At 64.1% G+C, this 16,663-nt stretch carries 11 protein-coding genes; 2 read left to right on the plus strand and 9 right to left on the minus strand.

Features of this window, described 5'->3' with window-relative positions; genetic code table 11:
- Nucleotides 1-14: 14 nt before the first annotated feature.
- The 5 genes from NKI24_RS20605 to NKI24_RS20625 form a co-directional block, all read right to left on the minus strand.
- Nucleotides 15-2,489, minus strand: a complete 2,475-nt coding sequence (locus NKI24_RS20605; protein ID WP_352747876.1) for a GcvT family protein — start codon at nt 2,487-2,489, stop codon at nt 15-17.
- Complete coding sequence (locus NKI24_RS20610) at nt 2,486-3,667, minus strand: pyridoxal phosphate-dependent aminotransferase (RefSeq protein ID WP_352747878.1); 1,182 nt, start codon at nt 3,665-3,667, stop codon at nt 2,486-2,488. Before NKI24_RS20610 ends, NKI24_RS20605 begins: the two co-directional genes overlap by 4 nt.
- Nucleotides 3,667-4,566, minus strand: a complete 900-nt coding sequence (locus NKI24_RS20615; RefSeq protein ID WP_352452124.1) for a homocysteine S-methyltransferase family protein — start codon at nt 4,564-4,566, stop codon at nt 3,667-3,669. The genes NKI24_RS20610 and NKI24_RS20615 overlap by 1 nt, the downstream gene beginning before the upstream one ends.
- On the minus strand, nt 4,563-7,016 hold the full coding sequence (locus NKI24_RS20620; RefSeq protein WP_352747881.1) for a GcvT family protein: 2,454 nt from the start codon (nt 7,014-7,016) through the stop codon (nt 4,563-4,565). Before NKI24_RS20620 ends, NKI24_RS20615 begins: the two co-directional genes overlap by 4 nt.
- A gap of 77 nt (nt 7,017-7,093) precedes the next feature.
- Complete coding sequence (locus tag NKI24_RS20625) at nt 7,094-7,687, minus strand: helix-turn-helix domain-containing protein (protein ID WP_352452122.1); 594 nt, start codon at nt 7,685-7,687, stop codon at nt 7,094-7,096.
- Between the two features lie 270 nt (nt 7,688-7,957).
- Between NKI24_RS20625 and NKI24_RS20630 the strand changes: the two genes are divergently transcribed.
- Nucleotides 7,958-8,656: a nitroreductase gene (locus tag NKI24_RS20630; protein ID WP_352452121.1), complete on the plus strand. Its 699-nt coding sequence runs from the start codon at nt 7,958-7,960 to the stop codon at nt 8,654-8,656.
- Nucleotides 8,657-8,675: 19 nt separating this feature from the next.
- Here the strand turns inward: NKI24_RS20630 and NKI24_RS20635 are convergent, their stop codons facing one another.
- Genes NKI24_RS20635 through NKI24_RS20650 form a run of 4 tightly spaced genes read right to left on the minus strand, consistent with a single transcriptional unit; the run spans nt 8,676 to nt 13,816 of the window.
- Complete coding sequence (locus NKI24_RS20635) at nt 8,676-9,263, minus strand: sarcosine oxidase subunit gamma (protein ID WP_352452120.1); 588 nt, start codon at nt 9,261-9,263, stop codon at nt 8,676-8,678.
- On the minus strand, nt 9,256-12,252 hold the full coding sequence (locus tag NKI24_RS20640) for a sarcosine oxidase subunit alpha (protein ID WP_352747885.1): 2,997 nt from the start codon (nt 12,250-12,252) through the stop codon (nt 9,256-9,258). The genes NKI24_RS20635 and NKI24_RS20640 overlap by 8 nt, the downstream gene beginning before the upstream one ends.
- Nucleotides 12,249-12,545, minus strand: a complete 297-nt coding sequence (locus NKI24_RS20645) for a sarcosine oxidase subunit delta (RefSeq protein ID WP_023676536.1) — start codon at nt 12,543-12,545, stop codon at nt 12,249-12,251. The genes NKI24_RS20640 and NKI24_RS20645 overlap by 4 nt, the downstream gene beginning before the upstream one ends.
- A gap of 11 nt (nt 12,546-12,556) precedes the next feature.
- Nucleotides 12,557-13,816 (minus strand): sarcosine oxidase subunit beta, encoded by a 1,260-nt coding sequence (locus NKI24_RS20650; protein ID WP_352742513.1) that lies wholly within the window; start codon nt 13,814-13,816, stop codon nt 12,557-12,559.
- 288 nt (nt 13,817-14,104) lie between these two features.
- On the opposite strand from NKI24_RS20650, the gene NKI24_RS20655 reads away from it, so the two are divergent.
- A complete protein-coding gene (locus NKI24_RS20655; protein ID WP_352747887.1) occupies nt 14,105-16,594 on the plus strand; it encodes a mechanosensitive ion channel family protein in 2,490 nt (829 codons plus the stop codon).
- The last annotated feature ends 69 nt before the right edge of the window (nt 16,595-16,663 follow it).

Consider the following 16,663-nt stretch of genomic DNA (forward strand, 5'->3'; position numbering starts at 1 on the left):
GAGAAGGAAAAGAGTTACATCCGCACCCGTTCCGATTTCGGATCGTACATCGGCTTAAGCGACGCTTCCGCCGCAAAGCGCTCGCCGGCGATCTCGATTTCGTAGGACGACGCCAGCACGTCCGCCTCGCTCTCGCCCTGGCACGGCACGTAGCCAAGCCCGATCGCACCGCCGAGATGATGGCCGTAATTGCCCGAGGTGATCGGGCCGACGATCGTGCCGTCGCGCAGGATCGCCTCATTGTGGAAGAGCAGGGGCTCGGGGTCGTTCAGGCGGAACTGCACCAGCCGCCGGTTCAATCCGCTTTCTTTCTTCCTCAGCACGGCATCGCGGCCAAGAAAATCGCCCTTGGCCGTCTTCACTGCGAAGCCAAGGCCGGCCTCCAGCACATTGTCCTCGTCGTTGATGTCGTGGCCGAAATGCCGGAACGCCTTCTCGATGCGGCAGGAATCCAGCGTGTGCAGGCCGCATAGTTTTAGCCCGACATCGGTGCCTGCCTCCGCGATCGCCTCGAAGACATGGGCAGCCTGGTCGGTCGAGACATAAAGCTCCCAGCCGAGTTCGCCGACATAGGTGACGCGGTGAGCGCGGGCCAGGCCCATGCCGATCTCGATCTCCTGAAACGTGCCGAACGGATTGTTGTTATTAGAGAAATCATTCGGGCTGACCTTTTGGATCAGCTTCCTCGAATCCGGGCCCATCAGGCAAAGCACCGCTTCGGCAGCGGTCACATCGGTGATGACGACGAACTCGTCGGCAAGATGTTTTCTCAGCCAGGCCAGGTCGCGTTGCAGCGTGGCGCCGGGCACGACGAGGAAGAAGGCGGTTTCGGACAGTCGCGAGACGGTGAGGTCGCTCTCGATGCCGCCGCGCTGGTTGAGCATCTGGGTGTAGACGATCTTGCCCGGCGCCACGTCCACGTCGTTGGCGCAGAGCCTTTGCAGGAAGGCGCAGGCATCGCGGCCTTCGACACGGATCTTGCCGAACGAAGTCATGTCGAACAGGCCGACGCCGTTCCTGATCGCAAGATGTTCCTCGCGCTGGTTGTCGAACCAGTTCTGCCGCTTCCAGGAATAGCGGTATTCGCGCTCCTGGCCGGGCCTAGCGAACCAGTTCGCGCGCTCCCAACCGGCGACCTCGCCGAACACCGCGCCGCTTGCCTTCAGATGTTCGTGCAGCGGCGAGCGCCTTATGTTCCGCGAGGTCGCCATCTGCCGGTAGGGGAAATGATCGGCGTAGAGCAGGCCGAGCGTTTCGGAGACGCGCTCCTTGAGATAGCGGCGGTTCTTCTGGAACGGCTGGGCGCGGCGGATGTCGACCTCCCAGAGGTCGAAGGGCGCCTCGCCGTCATTGATCCATTGCGCCAGCGCCATGCCGGCGCCGCCGGAGGAGACGATGCCGATCGAATTGTAGCCGGTCGCCATCCAATAGCCGGAAAGCTCCGGCGCCTCGCCGAGATAATAGCGGTCGTCGGGGGTAAAACTCTCGGGGCCGTTGAAGAAGGTGTGGATGCCGGCGGTGGCCAGCATCGGCATGCGGTTGACGCCCATTTCCAGGATCGGCTCGAAATGGTCCATGTCCTGCGGCAACTGGTCGAAGCAGAAATCCTCGCTTATGCCGTTCATGCCCCAGGGCTTGGCCACCGGCTCGAAAGCGCCGAGCATCATCTTGCCGGCATCTTCCTTGTAGTAGGCGCACTCGTCCGGCACGCGCAGCACCGGCAAGCGGGAAAGCCCGGGGATCGGTTCCGTGACGAGATAGAAATGTTCGCAGGCGTGCAACGGGATGGTGACGCCGTTCCGGGCGCCAAGTTCGCGTGCCCACATGCCGGCGCAGTTGACGACGATATCGGCCTCGATCAGGCCTTGCTCGTCGCCCTGCGCCCAGGAAACGCCGGTGACGCGGCCGGCCCTGGTATGCACCTTGGTCACCTTGACGTTCTCGACGATCGTCGCACCGCGCTGGCGCGCGCCCTTGGCCAACGCCATGGCGATATTGGCCGGGTCGCACTGACCGTCGAGCGGCAGATGCACGGCGCCGACCACATCGGAAACATTGAGATGCGGGTACATCTGCTTGACTTCGTTGGGCGAAATCTCGCGCACGTCGATATCGAAGGCGCGGGCGAGAGATGCCTGCCGATAGATCTCGTGCTTGCGCTCCTCGGTCAGCGCCACCGTGATCGATCCGACCTGGCGCATGCCGGTGCCGACATCGGTCTCGGCCTCCAGCTTGACGTAGAGGTCGGCCGAGTATTTCGCCAGCCGCGTCATGTTCTGTGAGCCGCGCAGCTGGCCGATCAGGCCGGCGGCGTGCCATGTCGTGCCCGACGTCAGCTGCTTGCGCTCGAGCAGGACGATGTCGGTCCAGCCGAGCTTGGCCAGATGATAGGCGACCGAGCAACCGGAGACGCCGCCACCGATGATGACCGCCCTCGCTTTGGGAGGAATGGCCTTGGTCGGAATGGTTTTGGTGGGCGAGGCGCTCATGCGGCCTCACGGCGATAGAAGGAGGCGAAGCGGCGCAGGCGTGTGGCGGCCTCCATCAGCACCGGCTCAGGCTGGCAGAGGCTGAAGCGGATGTGGCCGGCTGCAGCCTCGCCGAAGCTCGAGCCGGGCATAACGCCGACCTTTTCCTGGTCGAGGAAGGCCCAGGCGAATTTTTCGTCGTCCGGCTCGATCGCCGATATGTCGAGCATGACGTACATGCCGCCTTCGGAGCCGCGCACGGTGATGTTGTTCATACCGCGCATGGCATCGAGGACGACGGTGCGCCTCGCGGCGTAGCGCTCGGCGATCTCCTTGACGCCGTAGCCATTTTCGAGCGCCTCGGCGCAGGCGAGGCTGATGAAGGCCGGCAGGCCGTAGGTCATCACCAGATTGAGGTCGGTCAACAGCGAGACCATTGATTCCGGCCCGGTCAGCCAGCCCATGCGCCAGCCGGTCATGCCGTGGCTCTTCGACATCGAATTGATGACCAGCGTGCGTTCCGCCATGCCGGGCAGCGAGCGTGGTGAGACGTGCTCGCCGCCGCCCAGCGTCCAGTAGACCTCGTCCGACAGCAGCCACAGGTCATGCTCGCGGCAGATCTGCGCCAGCTCTTCCAGGCGCTCTCGCGAATAGACGGCACCTGTCGGGTTGTTCGGCGTGTTGATCAGGATGGCGCGGGTGTTCGGCCGAAGGGCGGCGCGAATGTCGGCGGCGCGCGGCTGAAAGCCATCCTCGGCGGGGGTCTCGACGACGCTGAACTCGGCGCCCGCCGCACTGAAGGTGTTGGGATAGGTGGCGTAATAGGGCGCGACGACGATGGCATGGTCGCCCTGGTCGAGAACCGCTTGAATGGCCGCGTAAAGCGCGGCCTGCCCGCCCGGCGTGGCGATGACCTGGTCGGGATTTGTCGCAACGCCGGTGCATAGCGTCGAAGCCACCGCCATCGCCTTGCGCAGGCGCGGAACGCCGGCAAGCGGCGTGTAGTGGTGATTGCTGGCGCGAACCGCCGTGACGCAGGCTTCGATCGTCTCGCTCGGCGTGTCGAAATCATGGTCGCCGACCGACAGCATGATGATGTCCTCGCCGGCCTGCTTGCGCGCCCAGGCAGCGGAATGAACCTCCCAGCCATCCTTGCCCGAAGGCACGATGCCGGAAATGCGCGATGATGGCCTGGGCATTATGCTGCTCCCGAAATTTCATAACCGGCCTGTTCGAGCCGGTCGCGCAGCGCGGCGATGTGGGCCGGTCCGACTTCGCAGCAGCCGCCGACGATGCCGGCGCCGGCCTCGACCCAACCGACCGCCTGGCCGGCATAGGCATCCGGATCAAGGTCGTGGCGGGCGTGCAGCACTTCCACGGTACCGCCATGCTTGAGCGCCTCAATCGAGGTGAAGCCGTTGGCATAAGCGCCGACCGGACCGCCGAGAGCGATCAGTTCGGGCAGCGCTGCAGCGATCGCTTCGGGCCGGCAGCAATTGATCAGCCGAGCCGCGACGGGCAGGCCGGCAAGAGCGCCCGACGCCGCCGCAATGGCTTCGCCGCTGCGCAGGCGCGGCGTGCCGTGGTCGGCAAGCGTCCACGACACCCATACGGGCTTGCCGCTTTCCGACGCCGCGGTGACGGCGGCGCGCGCCTCTTCGGCCGACGCCATGGTTTCGCACAGAAACAGATCGACGCCGTCCGCCTGCTCGGCAACGATACGGCGATAGATGTCGAGCGTATCCTGGAAGGATATCGTCAGCGCCGGCGCATAGCTGCCGAACAGCGGCGACAGGCAGCCGGCGATCGCCGCGTCGCCGGCCTGGTCGCGGGCTTGCCTTGCCAGTTCGATGCCGCGCTTCTGCAGCGGCTTGAACAGCTCTTCCGCGCCTTCGCGTGCCAACCGCTCCGGCGTGGCTGAATAGGTGTTGATGGTGATGACGCGGGCGCCGGCGCGGATGAATTCCGCATGCAGGTCGCGCACCAGATCCGGTTCGTCGATCAGCACCCTGGCCGACCACAGCGGCGTCGGCTCGGAACTGCTACGGCGGACCAGCTCCTGGCCCATGCCGCCATCGGTAAGGATGACAGTCTTCATGCTCTGAGCCTCTCGTTCTTTGGATCCCATAACGGCTCATCCTTCTGCACGACCGCCCGAAAACGTTCGCCGAAGATCTCGATCTCGACCGCGGTTCCCGGCTCGGTGAGGTCGGCGCGCAGCATGCCGAGCGCGATCGACCTTTCGATGCGATGACCCCAGCCGCCGGATGTCGTCTCGCCGACAATGCGGCCGTCATGCCACAGCGTCGACATGTAGGGCGCATCGCAGTCGCCGGGGTTTTCGACGACCAGCGTGACGAAGCGTTTCTTTACGCCCTGCTGCCTTTCGTTCTGCAGCGCCGCCTTGCCACGGAAGTCGGGCTTGTCCCATCTGACGAAGCGCTCCAGCCCGCCCTCCAGGATCGAATAGTCGGTCGACAGGTCGCCCTTCCAGGTGCGGTAACCTTTTTCGAGCCGGAGCGAATCCAGCGCGTACATGCCGAACGGTTTTAGTCTATGCCTCTTCCCCGCCGCCCAGACGGCGTCGAAGATGGCTGCGGTATCGTCGACCCTGCTGTGGATTTCCCAGCCGAGCTCGCCCGCGAAGGACACGCGCACCAGCTTTGCCCAACGTCCGGCGATACTGGTTTCCTGATGCGTCAGCCAGGGCAGGGTGAGGTCGGCCGCGCAGAGTTCGGCGAGGATTTTTCGCGAGTTGGGGCCGGCGAGGATCTGGGTGGAGTATTCCTCCGTCCGGTCGACCAGCTTGAATGTGGCGTCCTTCGGGATGCGCGATTTCAGCCATTCGAAATCATGCCACTGAGCCACAGCGGCGGTGATCAGCGTCATCAGGTTCTCGTCGTGGCGGACCACCGACATTTCGGTGACGATGCGGCCCTTGTCGTCGGCAAAATAGACGAGGCCGATGCGGCCGGGTTTCGGAACCAGGCCTGTCACCTGGAGGCTCAGCCATTCGGCGGCACCCGGACCGTCGAGATTGAAACGGGAAAACCCCGGCAGGTCCAGAATGCCGGCGGCATCGCGGACGGCGAGGCATTCCTCGCGCACACGATGCTGCCACGGCCCGTCGCGGCGGAAAGTCAGCGTGGATTCTTCGGAGATGTCGTCGCCTGGCTTCGCATACCAGGTGGCGCGTTCCCAGCCATTATAGGCGTCGAACCGGGCGCCGAGTGCCTTGATGCGGTCGTGGAGCGGCGACAGCTTGCGGTCGCGCCCGGCCGGCCAGGCATGGCGCGGGAACTGGATGGCATATTCGTTGCCGTAGATCTCCATGCCCTTGGCGACGCAATAATCCGGGGCCGAGGCAAAGGCGGTGAAACGGCGCGGATCGCACGACCACATGTCCCATTCGGTCTGGCCCTCGGTCACCCATTCGGCCAGCACCTTGCCGGCGCCGCCGCCCTGGGCGATGCCGAAGGTAAAGACGCAGGCCTCGAAGGCGTTGGGCACGCCGGGCATCGGGCCGATCAGCGGGTTGCCGTCCGGCGCATAGGGGATCGGCCCGTTGATGACCTTGGAAAGGCCGGCGGTGCCGAGGATCGGCACGCGGGCGACAGCATCGGCCAGGTAATGTTCCAGCCGGTCGAGATCGTCGGGAAACAGCTGGAACGAAAAGTCGTCGGGCATCGGGTCGTTGTGGCCGACCCAGTGGGCGCGGCAATTGCGCTCATAGGGGCCGAGATTCATGCCGTTCTTTTCCTGGCGCAGATAATAGGACGTATCGACGTCGCGCAGCAGCGGCAGCTTCTTGCCCTGTTCCTTCGACCACGCCGCCAGTTCGGGGATTTCCTCGAACAGGATATATTGATGGCTCATCACCATCATTGGCACCTCGCGGCCGAACATCCTGCCGACTTCGGCGGCGCGGTAGCCGGCGGCGTTGACGACGATCTCGCAGCGGATCTCGCCTTGCGCCGTCTCGACCACCCACTCGTGATTGTCTCGGCTCACGCCGGTTACCGGACAGAAGCGGATGATCTTCGCGCCCATGTCGCGCGCGCCCTTGGCCAGTGCCTGGGTCAGCTGCGCGGGATCGATATCGCCATCATTCGGATCGTAGAGCGCGCCTTTCAGCTCATGCGTCTCGATGAAGGGGTAACGGCGCTTGATCTCGTCGAGCCCGACCACGTCGATATCCATGCCCTGGTAGCGGCCCATGCCCTTGGCGCGCTGAAATTCCTGCATGCGCTCCGCGCTATGGGCCAGCCTGAGCGAGCCGGTGACGTGGTAGTTCATGGGATAGCCGACCTCGTCGGCCAGCCGGCGATAGAGTTCGGTCGAATATCGCTGCATGTTCATCAGCGACCATGACGAGGAGAAAGTCGGCACGTTGCCGGCGGCATGCCAGGTCGAGCCGGAAGTCAGCTCGTTCTTCTCCAGAAGCACGCAGTCGGTCCAGCCCGCGTTGGCGAGATGATAGAGCGAGGAGGCGCCGACGGCACCGCCTCCGATGATCACCACGTGTGCCGTGGTCGGCAAACCGGCCATGTTCTTCTCCGACTATTTGTTTTGATGCATGTCGTTGTCCCAAAACCGCCACGCACTTTTGGGCGACATGCATTCGTTCAATAGACAGGCGGCGAAACCACCCAGATCACCACAGCCGGTTCCGCTCCAGGATTGCGCCAGCGGAACGGCTTGCCGTCGAAGCGGAAGGAATCGCCTTCGCCAAGCCGGTGCCAGACGCCGGCAATTTCGATATCGAAACTGCCGGAAGCGACGTAGCCGGCTTCCTCGGTCGGCCGGCGCGACTCGGTCTGCAGCTCGGCACCCGGGGCGAAGACCGAACGCAGCATCTCGAAGCTACCGCCGAGATCGGGCGACAGAAGCTCCTCCACCAGGCCGGAATCGCTTGTGCCAAGCGTGCGCCGGCTGCCGGCGCGCACGACCACGCCGCGCTCGGTCTCGACAGGTACGTCATGGCTGAAGAACAGGCTGACCGGCACGCCGAACAATTCGGCGAAGGCCCTGAGATCGCCGAGCGACGGGACCGACAGACCGCGCTCGACCTGGCTGACCCAGCCGACGGAACGGCCGAGCTTCAGTGCGATGTCAGCAAGCGTCAGGCCGCGCGCCTTGCGCAACGCGCGGATGTCGCCGGCCAGCAGCCGTTCGCCGCTGTCCTGTTCCGATCTGGCGGCGGTTGAGGGCAAAGCCATCCCTGTCTCGGTGAAAAATTCCCAGCAAATTTCACTTGATGGCGGGTTCATGAAAAAATCAAGAGGATTTTCACGAAACCACAAGATTTACTTGCGCCATTTTGACGGTTCGGGCAAAGGCTCGGCGCACGAGCGGCGAGTGGGGCGTCCGGTCGAGGCGGGTAAGCTATCGGGCGTTCAAAAAGACGCGCAAGGATGCTCCATCACTTCTAGTCGGCGCATGATCCTTCCGGAAAATCGGGTTCGGGATCATACGCAAAAGGACGGCCCATGCTGGAAAACAACTCCCGGATTGCGGCGGCGATCGTCGATGACGCGATCACCTCGCGGCGGTCGGTACGCGCCTTCTTGCCCGATATGGTCGACGACGAGACCATCCGCGATATTCTCGCCGTTGCCGCGCGCGCGCCCTCAGGCACCAACATGCAGCCCTGGAAAGTCTATGTGACCAAGGGCGAGGTCAAACAGCGCATCACCGATGCCATCCTCAGCTCGGGCATCCGCGCCGAAAAGGCCGAGTGGGACGAGTACCGCTACTATCCCGACCAGTTCTTCGAACCCTATCTGACGCGACGGCGGGCCAACGGCTTCGGCCTCTACGGCGTGCTCGGCATCGGCCGGCGCGAGGTCGACAGGATGCGTGCGCAGCACGACCGCAACTTCGTCTTCTTCGACGCGCCGGTCGGCATGATCTTCACCGTCGACCGGCGGCTGAACAAGGGGTCGTGGATCGACTACGGCATGTTCCTGCAAAATATCATGGTCGCCGCGCGGGGCAGGGGCCTGCACACTTGTCCGCAAGCCGCCTTCGCGCCCTATCACCGGCAGATCAGGCCGGTGCTCAACATTCCCGACGAGGAGATCGTCGTCTGCGGCATGGCGCTCGGCCATGAGGATACGTCCAAGCCCGAAAATGCCTTCCGCACCGACCGCGCGCCGCTGGAAGAGTGGGTGACGTTCGCGGAGTGACGTGAAGCGCCGTCCGGCTCTACTGCACTTCGTAGCCGACTTCCTCGCTCGCATGGCAGAGCGCTTTCCAGAACGAGCGGGCAAACGAGCGGAACACATAGATGTCGAACTGATCGGCGCCGGTGCGCTGGATCTGCGCGAAGATGTCGTGATGCATGGTCGAGCGGCCGGCGCCGATCGGGAAGGCCGGCAGCGCGAAGTCGATGGCGAAGAATTTCGCCAGCACCCACTCGGCCTTCGGCCCGGCGATACGGATCGCGGTGCGGCCGTGCGAAAGGTCGGTCACCGTACCGATGGCCGAAGTGACGACATCGGCAAAGGCCGGCGCCAATCCCTCGGCTTCATCGACAACCGTAAATTTTCCCGGCGCAAAGCCGAACACCGACCTGGCGCCGTTCGTCACACCGCCGCCGGCGCCGTCGGGCAAAGCCAGGCCGGTGACCGCATGGATGCCGGCCATCAACGTCTTCTCCTCGCCGGGCCAGGCGGCGAGCTGCAGGATCGAACCCGGCCTGGTTTCGGAGAGGATGATTTCGACACCATGCTCGAAATTGCCATGCGAGCCCGGATGCAGCACCGGCTCAAGCGGTGATTGGCGTTCAACCATGCATGCGGCTCCCGTCCGGATCGAAGAAATGGTTGGAGACGATCTCGACCGGCCCGAACCGGTTGCGCAGCGGGTCGGAGACATAAGCGCGCGTGCCGCGCCGCGCCTTGCCGCCCTTGACCAGGGCAAGCGCGATATATTTACCGAGCGCCGGCGAATAGCAGCAAGCGGTGATGTGGCCAAGCGAGCCGTGCGGATTGGCTTCGTCAAGCTCCTCGACGATGTGCCCGCCGCCGTTGAGCGGCTGGTTGTCGAGCGAAACAATACCGACGAGTTCCAGGCGGTCCGGCGCGATCAGCCCCTCGCGGTCCATCATCGCCGAGCCGATGAACGGCTTCTTCTTCGACAGCATCCAGTCGAGATGCAGGTCGCGTGCCGTGGTGCGGCCGTCGATCTCGGCACCGGTGACGTGGCCTTTCTCGATGCGCATGGTGCCCAGCGCCTCCAGCCCGTAGGTCACCAGCCCGAACGGCTTGCCGGCTTCGATCAGCGCCTCCCAGACATGGGTGCCGTAGCCGGCGCCGGAATAGACCTCGAAGGCCATTTCGCCGGAGAAGGACAGCCGGCAGATCATCACCGGCACGCCGGCGATTTCGCCGTGGACGATGCCCATGAAGGGCAGGGCGGTATTGTCGACGGCGGTGCCGCTAACGCAAGCAGCCAGTATCTGCCTTGCCTTCGGCCCACCGATGGCGGCACCGGCCCATTGGTCGGTGACCGAGGCGACGTGGACCTTCAGCTCCGGCCAGATCACGTCGAGGAAATACTCCAGATGCTGCATCACCTTGCCGGCATTGGCGGTGGTGGTGGTCATCAGGAAATCCTGCGCGCCGAGCCGCCATGTGGTGCCGTCGTCAAAGGCGAGACCGTCCTCGCGCAGCATCAGCCCATAACGCGCCTTGCCGACGGCCAGCGTCGAAAACACGTTGGTGTAGACGCGGTCGAGGAATTCCGCCGCGTCGGGGCCTTGCACCGCGATCTTGCCCAGTGTCGAGACATCGACGATGCCGGCGCTCTCGCGCGTGGCTCTCGCTTCGCGCACATAGGCCTGCTCGATCGTCTCGCCGGGATGGCCGTAGATCATCGGCCGATACCACAGGCCGGCCGAATACATGGTGGCGCCGTTGGCGACGTGCCAGTCATGCATCGGCGTCAGCCGCTCGGGCTTCAGATCGCCGAAGCGTTCGGCGGCTAGCGAGCCGATCGACACCGCCGAAAAGGGCGGGCGAAAGCGCGTCGTGCCGACCTCTGGGATCGGCTTGCCGAGCGCCTCGGCCATGATGGCGAGGCCGGGTATGTTGGAGCTCTTGCCCTGGTCGGTTGCCATGCCGAGCGTGGTGTAGCGCTTCAGATGCTCGACCGAGACGAAGCCTTCGCGATGCGCCAGCCGCACGTCATCCGCCGTCACGTCATGCTGGAAGTCGACGAAACTCTTTCCCTTGGCCTTGATCTCGAGCACCGGCGCCGGATCGGGATCGCCAGGTGCTGCCTCGACGGCAGGCAAGGCCGCCGGCGTGGCGGTTGCGCCCGCTGCGGAAAGGCCGGCGGCGCGGCCTTCGGCGATCGCCTCGGCGGTGGAGAAACTGCCGGTGAAGGCGCCGGCGCCGATCCATTGCCGCGTCGTCGGCTTGGGCGGCAGGAACGCTTGCAATGCTTCGTTCCATTCCGCTCTCGCGCCGGCCTGGCTGGCCAGATGAATGGTCGGCGACCATCCGCCCGACATCAGCAGGCAATCGGCGTGGATGCTGCGCGCTTCGCCGGAAAGCGCGCCGTTGACCATGTCGAAGCGCTGCACCTTGAAGCCGGAAAGCGCCTTGCCGCCCTCGGTGGCGATTACCGCGTGGCCAGAAAGGATCTCGGCCTCCGCTTCGCCGGCCAGCTTGCGCATTTCGCTCGAAAGTTCTGGGCGCACGTCGACGATGGCGACGACGACGGCGCCGGCCTTCTTCAGCGCAAGCGCGGAGCGATAGGCGCTGTCATTGTTGGTGAACAGCGCGACCCTGTCGCCGGGCAGCACGCCATATTCAATGGCATAACGCTCGGCAGCATGCGCCAGCATTACGCCTGGCCGATCATTGCCTGGAAAGACCAGCGGACGCTCCAGGGATCCGGTGGTCAGCACCACCGACTTGGCGCGGATCGTCCAGTAGCGATGGCGCGATTCGCCCTTGCCGGGCGTTTCCTTGTGGTCGGTGACACGTTCGAGCGCGGCAAGCGTGTTGCCGTCATAATAGCCCCAGACGGTGGTGCGCGGCAGCAGGCGGACATTGTCACGGCCTTCGAGCTGGCCAGCGGCGCGCGCTGCCCAGTCGGCGGCCGGCATGCCATCGATCGTCTCGCCCGACCAATTGGCCGAGCCGCCGAAATGCGGCTCGAGCTCGGCCAGGATGACGCGTGCACCCTGATCGGCAGCCGCCCTGGCGGCCATCAGCCCCGCCGGGCCGGAGCCGACTACCAGCACATCGCAAAACGCGTTCATGCGTTCGTAGCGCGCCGTATCGGGAGCCGTGCCTGCCTTGCCCAGGCCGGCGGCACGGCGGATGAAATGCTCACAGAACATCCAGAAGCGAGTGCCCTTCAGCGGACCGATCACCGGTCCCATGAAGGTCTTGTAGTAGAAGCCGGCCGACAAAAGCTTGCCGCCGAGCTGGTTCACGGCACTGACGTCCCAGGCAAGCGAAGGGAAGCGGTTCTGGCTGATTGCGGCCAGCCCGTCATAAATCTCGACCATTGTGGCGGGGATGTTCGGCTCGCGAACCTCGCCCCTCAACACTGTGACCAGCGCGTTCGGTTCCTCGACGCTGGCGGTCAGCACGCCGCGCGGGCGGTGATATTTGAACGAACGCCCAAACAGGGTGACGCCGTTGGCCAGCAGCGCCGAAGCCAGCGTGTCGCCGGCATGGCCGGTATAAGGCGCGCCGTCGAAGGTGAAACGGATGGTCCGCAGCCGGTCGATGCGGCCCCCGGCCTCTGTACGGCGCGGGCTCATGGCTTGTCCTCGGCCCGGTGCCGCGCAACCGAGTTGTGGTCGCCGCGCGCGAACGCGGTGCTGGAGATCTCGTGCGTCAGCGTGTTGCGCACGACCCTGAGATGGGCGCGGCAGCCGCCGGAATGCTGCCAGATCTCGTTGTGGTCGCCGGCTGGATTAAGCCGGTCGTAGACATAGGCGTTCCAGGCGTCGAGGTTCTGCGAGGCGGGCTGTGGGCGCTGGCGATTGCCGTCGCCCTGATAGGTGAATTCGATCACGTCGCGCGGGCCGCAATAGGGGCAGGTGATGAGCATGGATCTCTAACCTAATGCAGCCGGGGCGTGGCGCCCTGGCCCTTGTCGTCGATCACCAGGCCACGGTAGAAGCGGTCGAGCGTGAAGGCCGCGTTGAGACCGTGCGGCTCGTCCTTGACAATGGTCCAGGCAAAGCACCAGCCGGAAGCCGGCGTCGCCTTGAAGCCGCCATAGCACCAGCCGCAGTTGAGATACATGCCCGGCAGCGGACCGGTGGTGATGATTGGCGAGCCGTCCATCGACATGTCGCAGACGCCGCCCCATGAGCGCAGCATGCGGACACGGGCCAGCCCAGGGAACAGCGCCAGCATCTCGCTCATCACCTCATCGACGATCGGCAGGCTGCCGCGTTGGGCGTAGCTGTTGTAGCCGTCGAGATCGCCGCCATAGACAAGGCCGCCCTTGTCCGATTGCGACATATAGAAATGGCCCATGCCGAAGGTCAGGACCGTATCGATGAACGGTTTTAGCGATTCCGTGACGAAGGCCTGCAGCACATGGCTCTCGATCGGCATCGTCTCGATGCCGGCAAGCCGCATGACCCGCCCGGTGCTGCCGGCAACCGCGACCGCTACCTTTTTTGCGCGGATTTCGCCGCGCGTTGTCGTGACGCCGGTGATGCGGTCGCCGTCGCGCAGGAACCCGGTGACCTCGCAATTTTCGATGATGTCGACGCCGCGGCGATCTGCGCCGCGCGCATAGCCCCAGGCGACGGCGTCGTGGCGGGCGGTGCCGGCGCGCCGCTGCATCAGGCCACCGACGATCGGGAAACGCGCGGTGGCTGAGACGTCGAGCGCCGGCACCAGGCGCGCGATTTCGGCCGTGGTCATCAGTTCGGCGTCAACGCCGAGATGGCGCATGGCGTTTCCGCGCCGGGCATAGTCGTCGAGCTGAGCAGGTGTGTGGGCGAGGTTCAGGCAGCCGCGCTGCGAGAACATGACGTTGTAGTTGAGGTCATGGGCCAGGTTCTCCCACAGCTTCATCGAATGCTCGTAAAAGCGCGTGTTGGCCGGCAGGAGATAGTTGGAACGGACCGCCGTGGTGTTGCGGCCGACATTGCCGGAACCGAGCCAGCCCTTCTCCAGCACCGCGACATTGGTGATGCCGTGCTCCTTGGCGAGATAGTAAGCGGTCGACAGGCCATGGCCGCCGCCGCCGATGACGATCACGTCGTAGGACGCCTTCGGGTCGGGCTTGCGCCAGGCCGGCTTCCAGTCCTTGTTTCCGGTCAGCGCGTTCTTGAGAAGCGAAAAGGCCGAATATTCCGCCATTCTTATTGTCATCCATTTCAGGCTTTGCGGCAGACTATAGAGCAGGCCGCCAACGCAAAGCCAAGATTGCGCCATCGCTTTTCGACTCCCCGACTTCGACTGGATTGGCCGACTTCGACTGGATTGGCCGACTTCGACTAGATTGGCCGACTTCGACTGGATTGGCCGACTTCGATTGGCGGACTTCGAAAACGAGCCGCCTGGCATGACTTGCCCCGTGATATGAGCGTCTTTATCAAGGACGTGCTTCAAAACTGCCTCTGCCGCCCGCGAGTCGCCAGAAAAATCATGTTCTTTCGTTTACTCCGCCTGGTCCTGATCGCTGCACTTGTTGTCTCGGCGCCGCCGTCGTTCGACGCGATGGCGCAGGCGCTCGGGCAGGGTGCCGCCGGGCTGGTCACAGACCAGCAGAAGGTCATCCAGAGCCTGACGGCCAAAACCGACGATCTCGAGAAGAAGATACAGCAGGACGGCCAAGACGATGCCACCCTGGTGGAAATCCGCCTGCAATTGGAGGATCTGTCGCGGGCGGCGCTCACCAGCGCGCTGGCGTTCCGCTCGCGTCTCGGCGATATCAACGATCGGATCGAGACGCTGGGACCTCCGCCGGCCGCGGGCCAGCCGGCCGAGCCCGACATCGTGACCGGTGAACGCCAGGCGCTGGCTTCCGAAAAAGCCGAGATTAACGCCGTCATTGCCAGCGCGCAGAACCTGTCGATCCGCATCAGCGGGCTGATCGAGAAGATCGGCAACATGCGCAGCGAGCTGTTCCGCAATCAGCTCACCAAGCGCTACGTGCTGTCCGATGCATTGAGCCCGGAGGTCATTTCCGACGCCAATGACGAATTTGCCAGTTTCTACAAGGCGGTGTCGTCCTGGCTGAGCTTCGCCTTCAAGTTCAAGTTCCAGGCAATTCTTGCCGCGACGTTGATGGCGCTTGCGCTGGCCGCTGTGCTTTTTGTCGGCGGGCGGCGCCTGTTCGGCCGCGTCTTCGAAGCCGATTCCTCCGTCGAAGATCCATCCTATCTCAGCCGCCTGTCGGTGGCGTTCTGGTCGACATTGCTGCCGTCGCTGGCGGTTGGCGCCTTCCTTATCTCGACGGTCTTCTTCTTCAATTATTACAATGTCTTGCGCGGCGACATCGGCATCTTCCTGAATTCGCTGGTTGCCGTTATCGCGGTGGTGTTCTGCGTCAACCGGCTGACCAATGCGGCGCTGGAACCGCGATTGCCGAACTGGCGTCTGATCCCTGTCGAAACCGGCCCGGCGCGCTGGCTGGTGCGGCTGACGACTGCCATGGCCGTCGCCATCGGCATCAATTATTTCCTGTCGGTCGTCAACGACAAGATGGGCTCGCCGCTATCGCTGACCATCGCCAGAAGCTTTGTCGCCACCATCAGCGTCGGCGTCATCCTGATCCTGATGGGCCTGCTGAAACCCTTCAAGGCTGCCGACGGGAGCTGGCGCCCGTGGCCGGCATGGCTGCGCTACACCGCCGTCGCGCTAGGGCTATTCACCATAGCGTCGGCGCTGCTCGGCTTTATCGGCCTTGCTATTTTCGTCTCGGTGCAGGTCGTGGTTACCGGCACTATCCTGGTCACCGCCTATATCGGCTTCCTGTCGGCGCGGGCGATCGGCGAGGAAGGTGGTTTCGCCAACACTTCGATCGGGCGCTGGCTAGCGGCCAATTCAAGCTACGAAGAGACCGCGCTCGACCAGCTCGGGCTTGTCGTCAGCGCCGCCATCAACATCATGATCGTGCTGGTGTTCCTGCCGCTGATCCTGTTGATGTGGGGCTTCCAGCCCGGCGACATCCAGGCCTGGGCCTACAAGTTGGCGACGGGCCTCACCATAGGCTCGGTGACGATCTCGGTCACCGGCATCCTCACTGGCGTCGTCGTCTTCATCATCGGCTATTTCCTGACGCGCTGGTTCCAGGGCTGGCTCGACGGTTCGGTGATGGCGCGCGGCCGGGTCGACACCGGTGTGCGCAATTCGATCCGGCTGGCGGTCGGCTATGCCGGCGTCGCGGTCGCGGCACTGGTCGGCATCTCGGCGGCCGGTATCGACCTCTCCAATCTCGCGTTGGTCGCAGGCGCCCTGTCTCTCGGCATCGGCTTTGGCCTGCAGAATGTCGTCTCCAACTTCGTCTCGGGCCTGATCCTTTTGGCCGAGCGGCCGTTCAAGGTCGGCGACTGGATCGTCGCCGGTGACATCAGCGGCACGGTCAAGAAGATCAGCGTGCGGGCCACCGAGATCGAAACGTTCCAGCGGCAGTCGGTGATCCTGCCCAATTCAAACCTGATCAACAATGCGGTCGGCAACTGGACGCACCGCAACAAGCTCGGCCGCATCGATATCAAGGTCGGCGTTGCCTATGGCAGCGACATCAAGCACGTGCATGGCGTCCTGTTGGAGATCGCGCGCAGTCATCCGCTGGTGCTGAAAAACCCCGAACCCTTCGTGCTGTTTTCCAATTTCGGCCCCGCCGCGCTCGAATTCGAGATTCGCGTGTTCCTGGCAGACGTTCTTAGCGGCAATATCGTCCAGAACGACATCCGCTTTGCAATCTTCGATGTGTTCGCCGACCAGCATATCGAAATTCCGTCGACGCCGCGCGCCGTCGTCGAGACCAAGAAGCACGAAGCGTGGCCGATCGACGACGACAAGATCGAAGTCGAATTCGCCGAGCGGGAACAAGCAAAAGCCCTAGCGGCGGTCGAGGCGAAACGTCTCGCCAAGTCGGGACGCAAGGTACGGAAGCCCGATCCTGACTAGCTGATTGGAGCTTGCCTTCAAGCCTTCGGAAACCAATTGCGGCATGAATGCGGCATTCAGTTGCCGTTC

This window comes from Mesorhizobium sp. M0701, from assembly GCF_040320365.1.
In the GTDB taxonomy this organism is placed as follows: domain Bacteria; phylum Pseudomonadota; class Alphaproteobacteria; order Rhizobiales; family Rhizobiaceae; genus Mesorhizobium.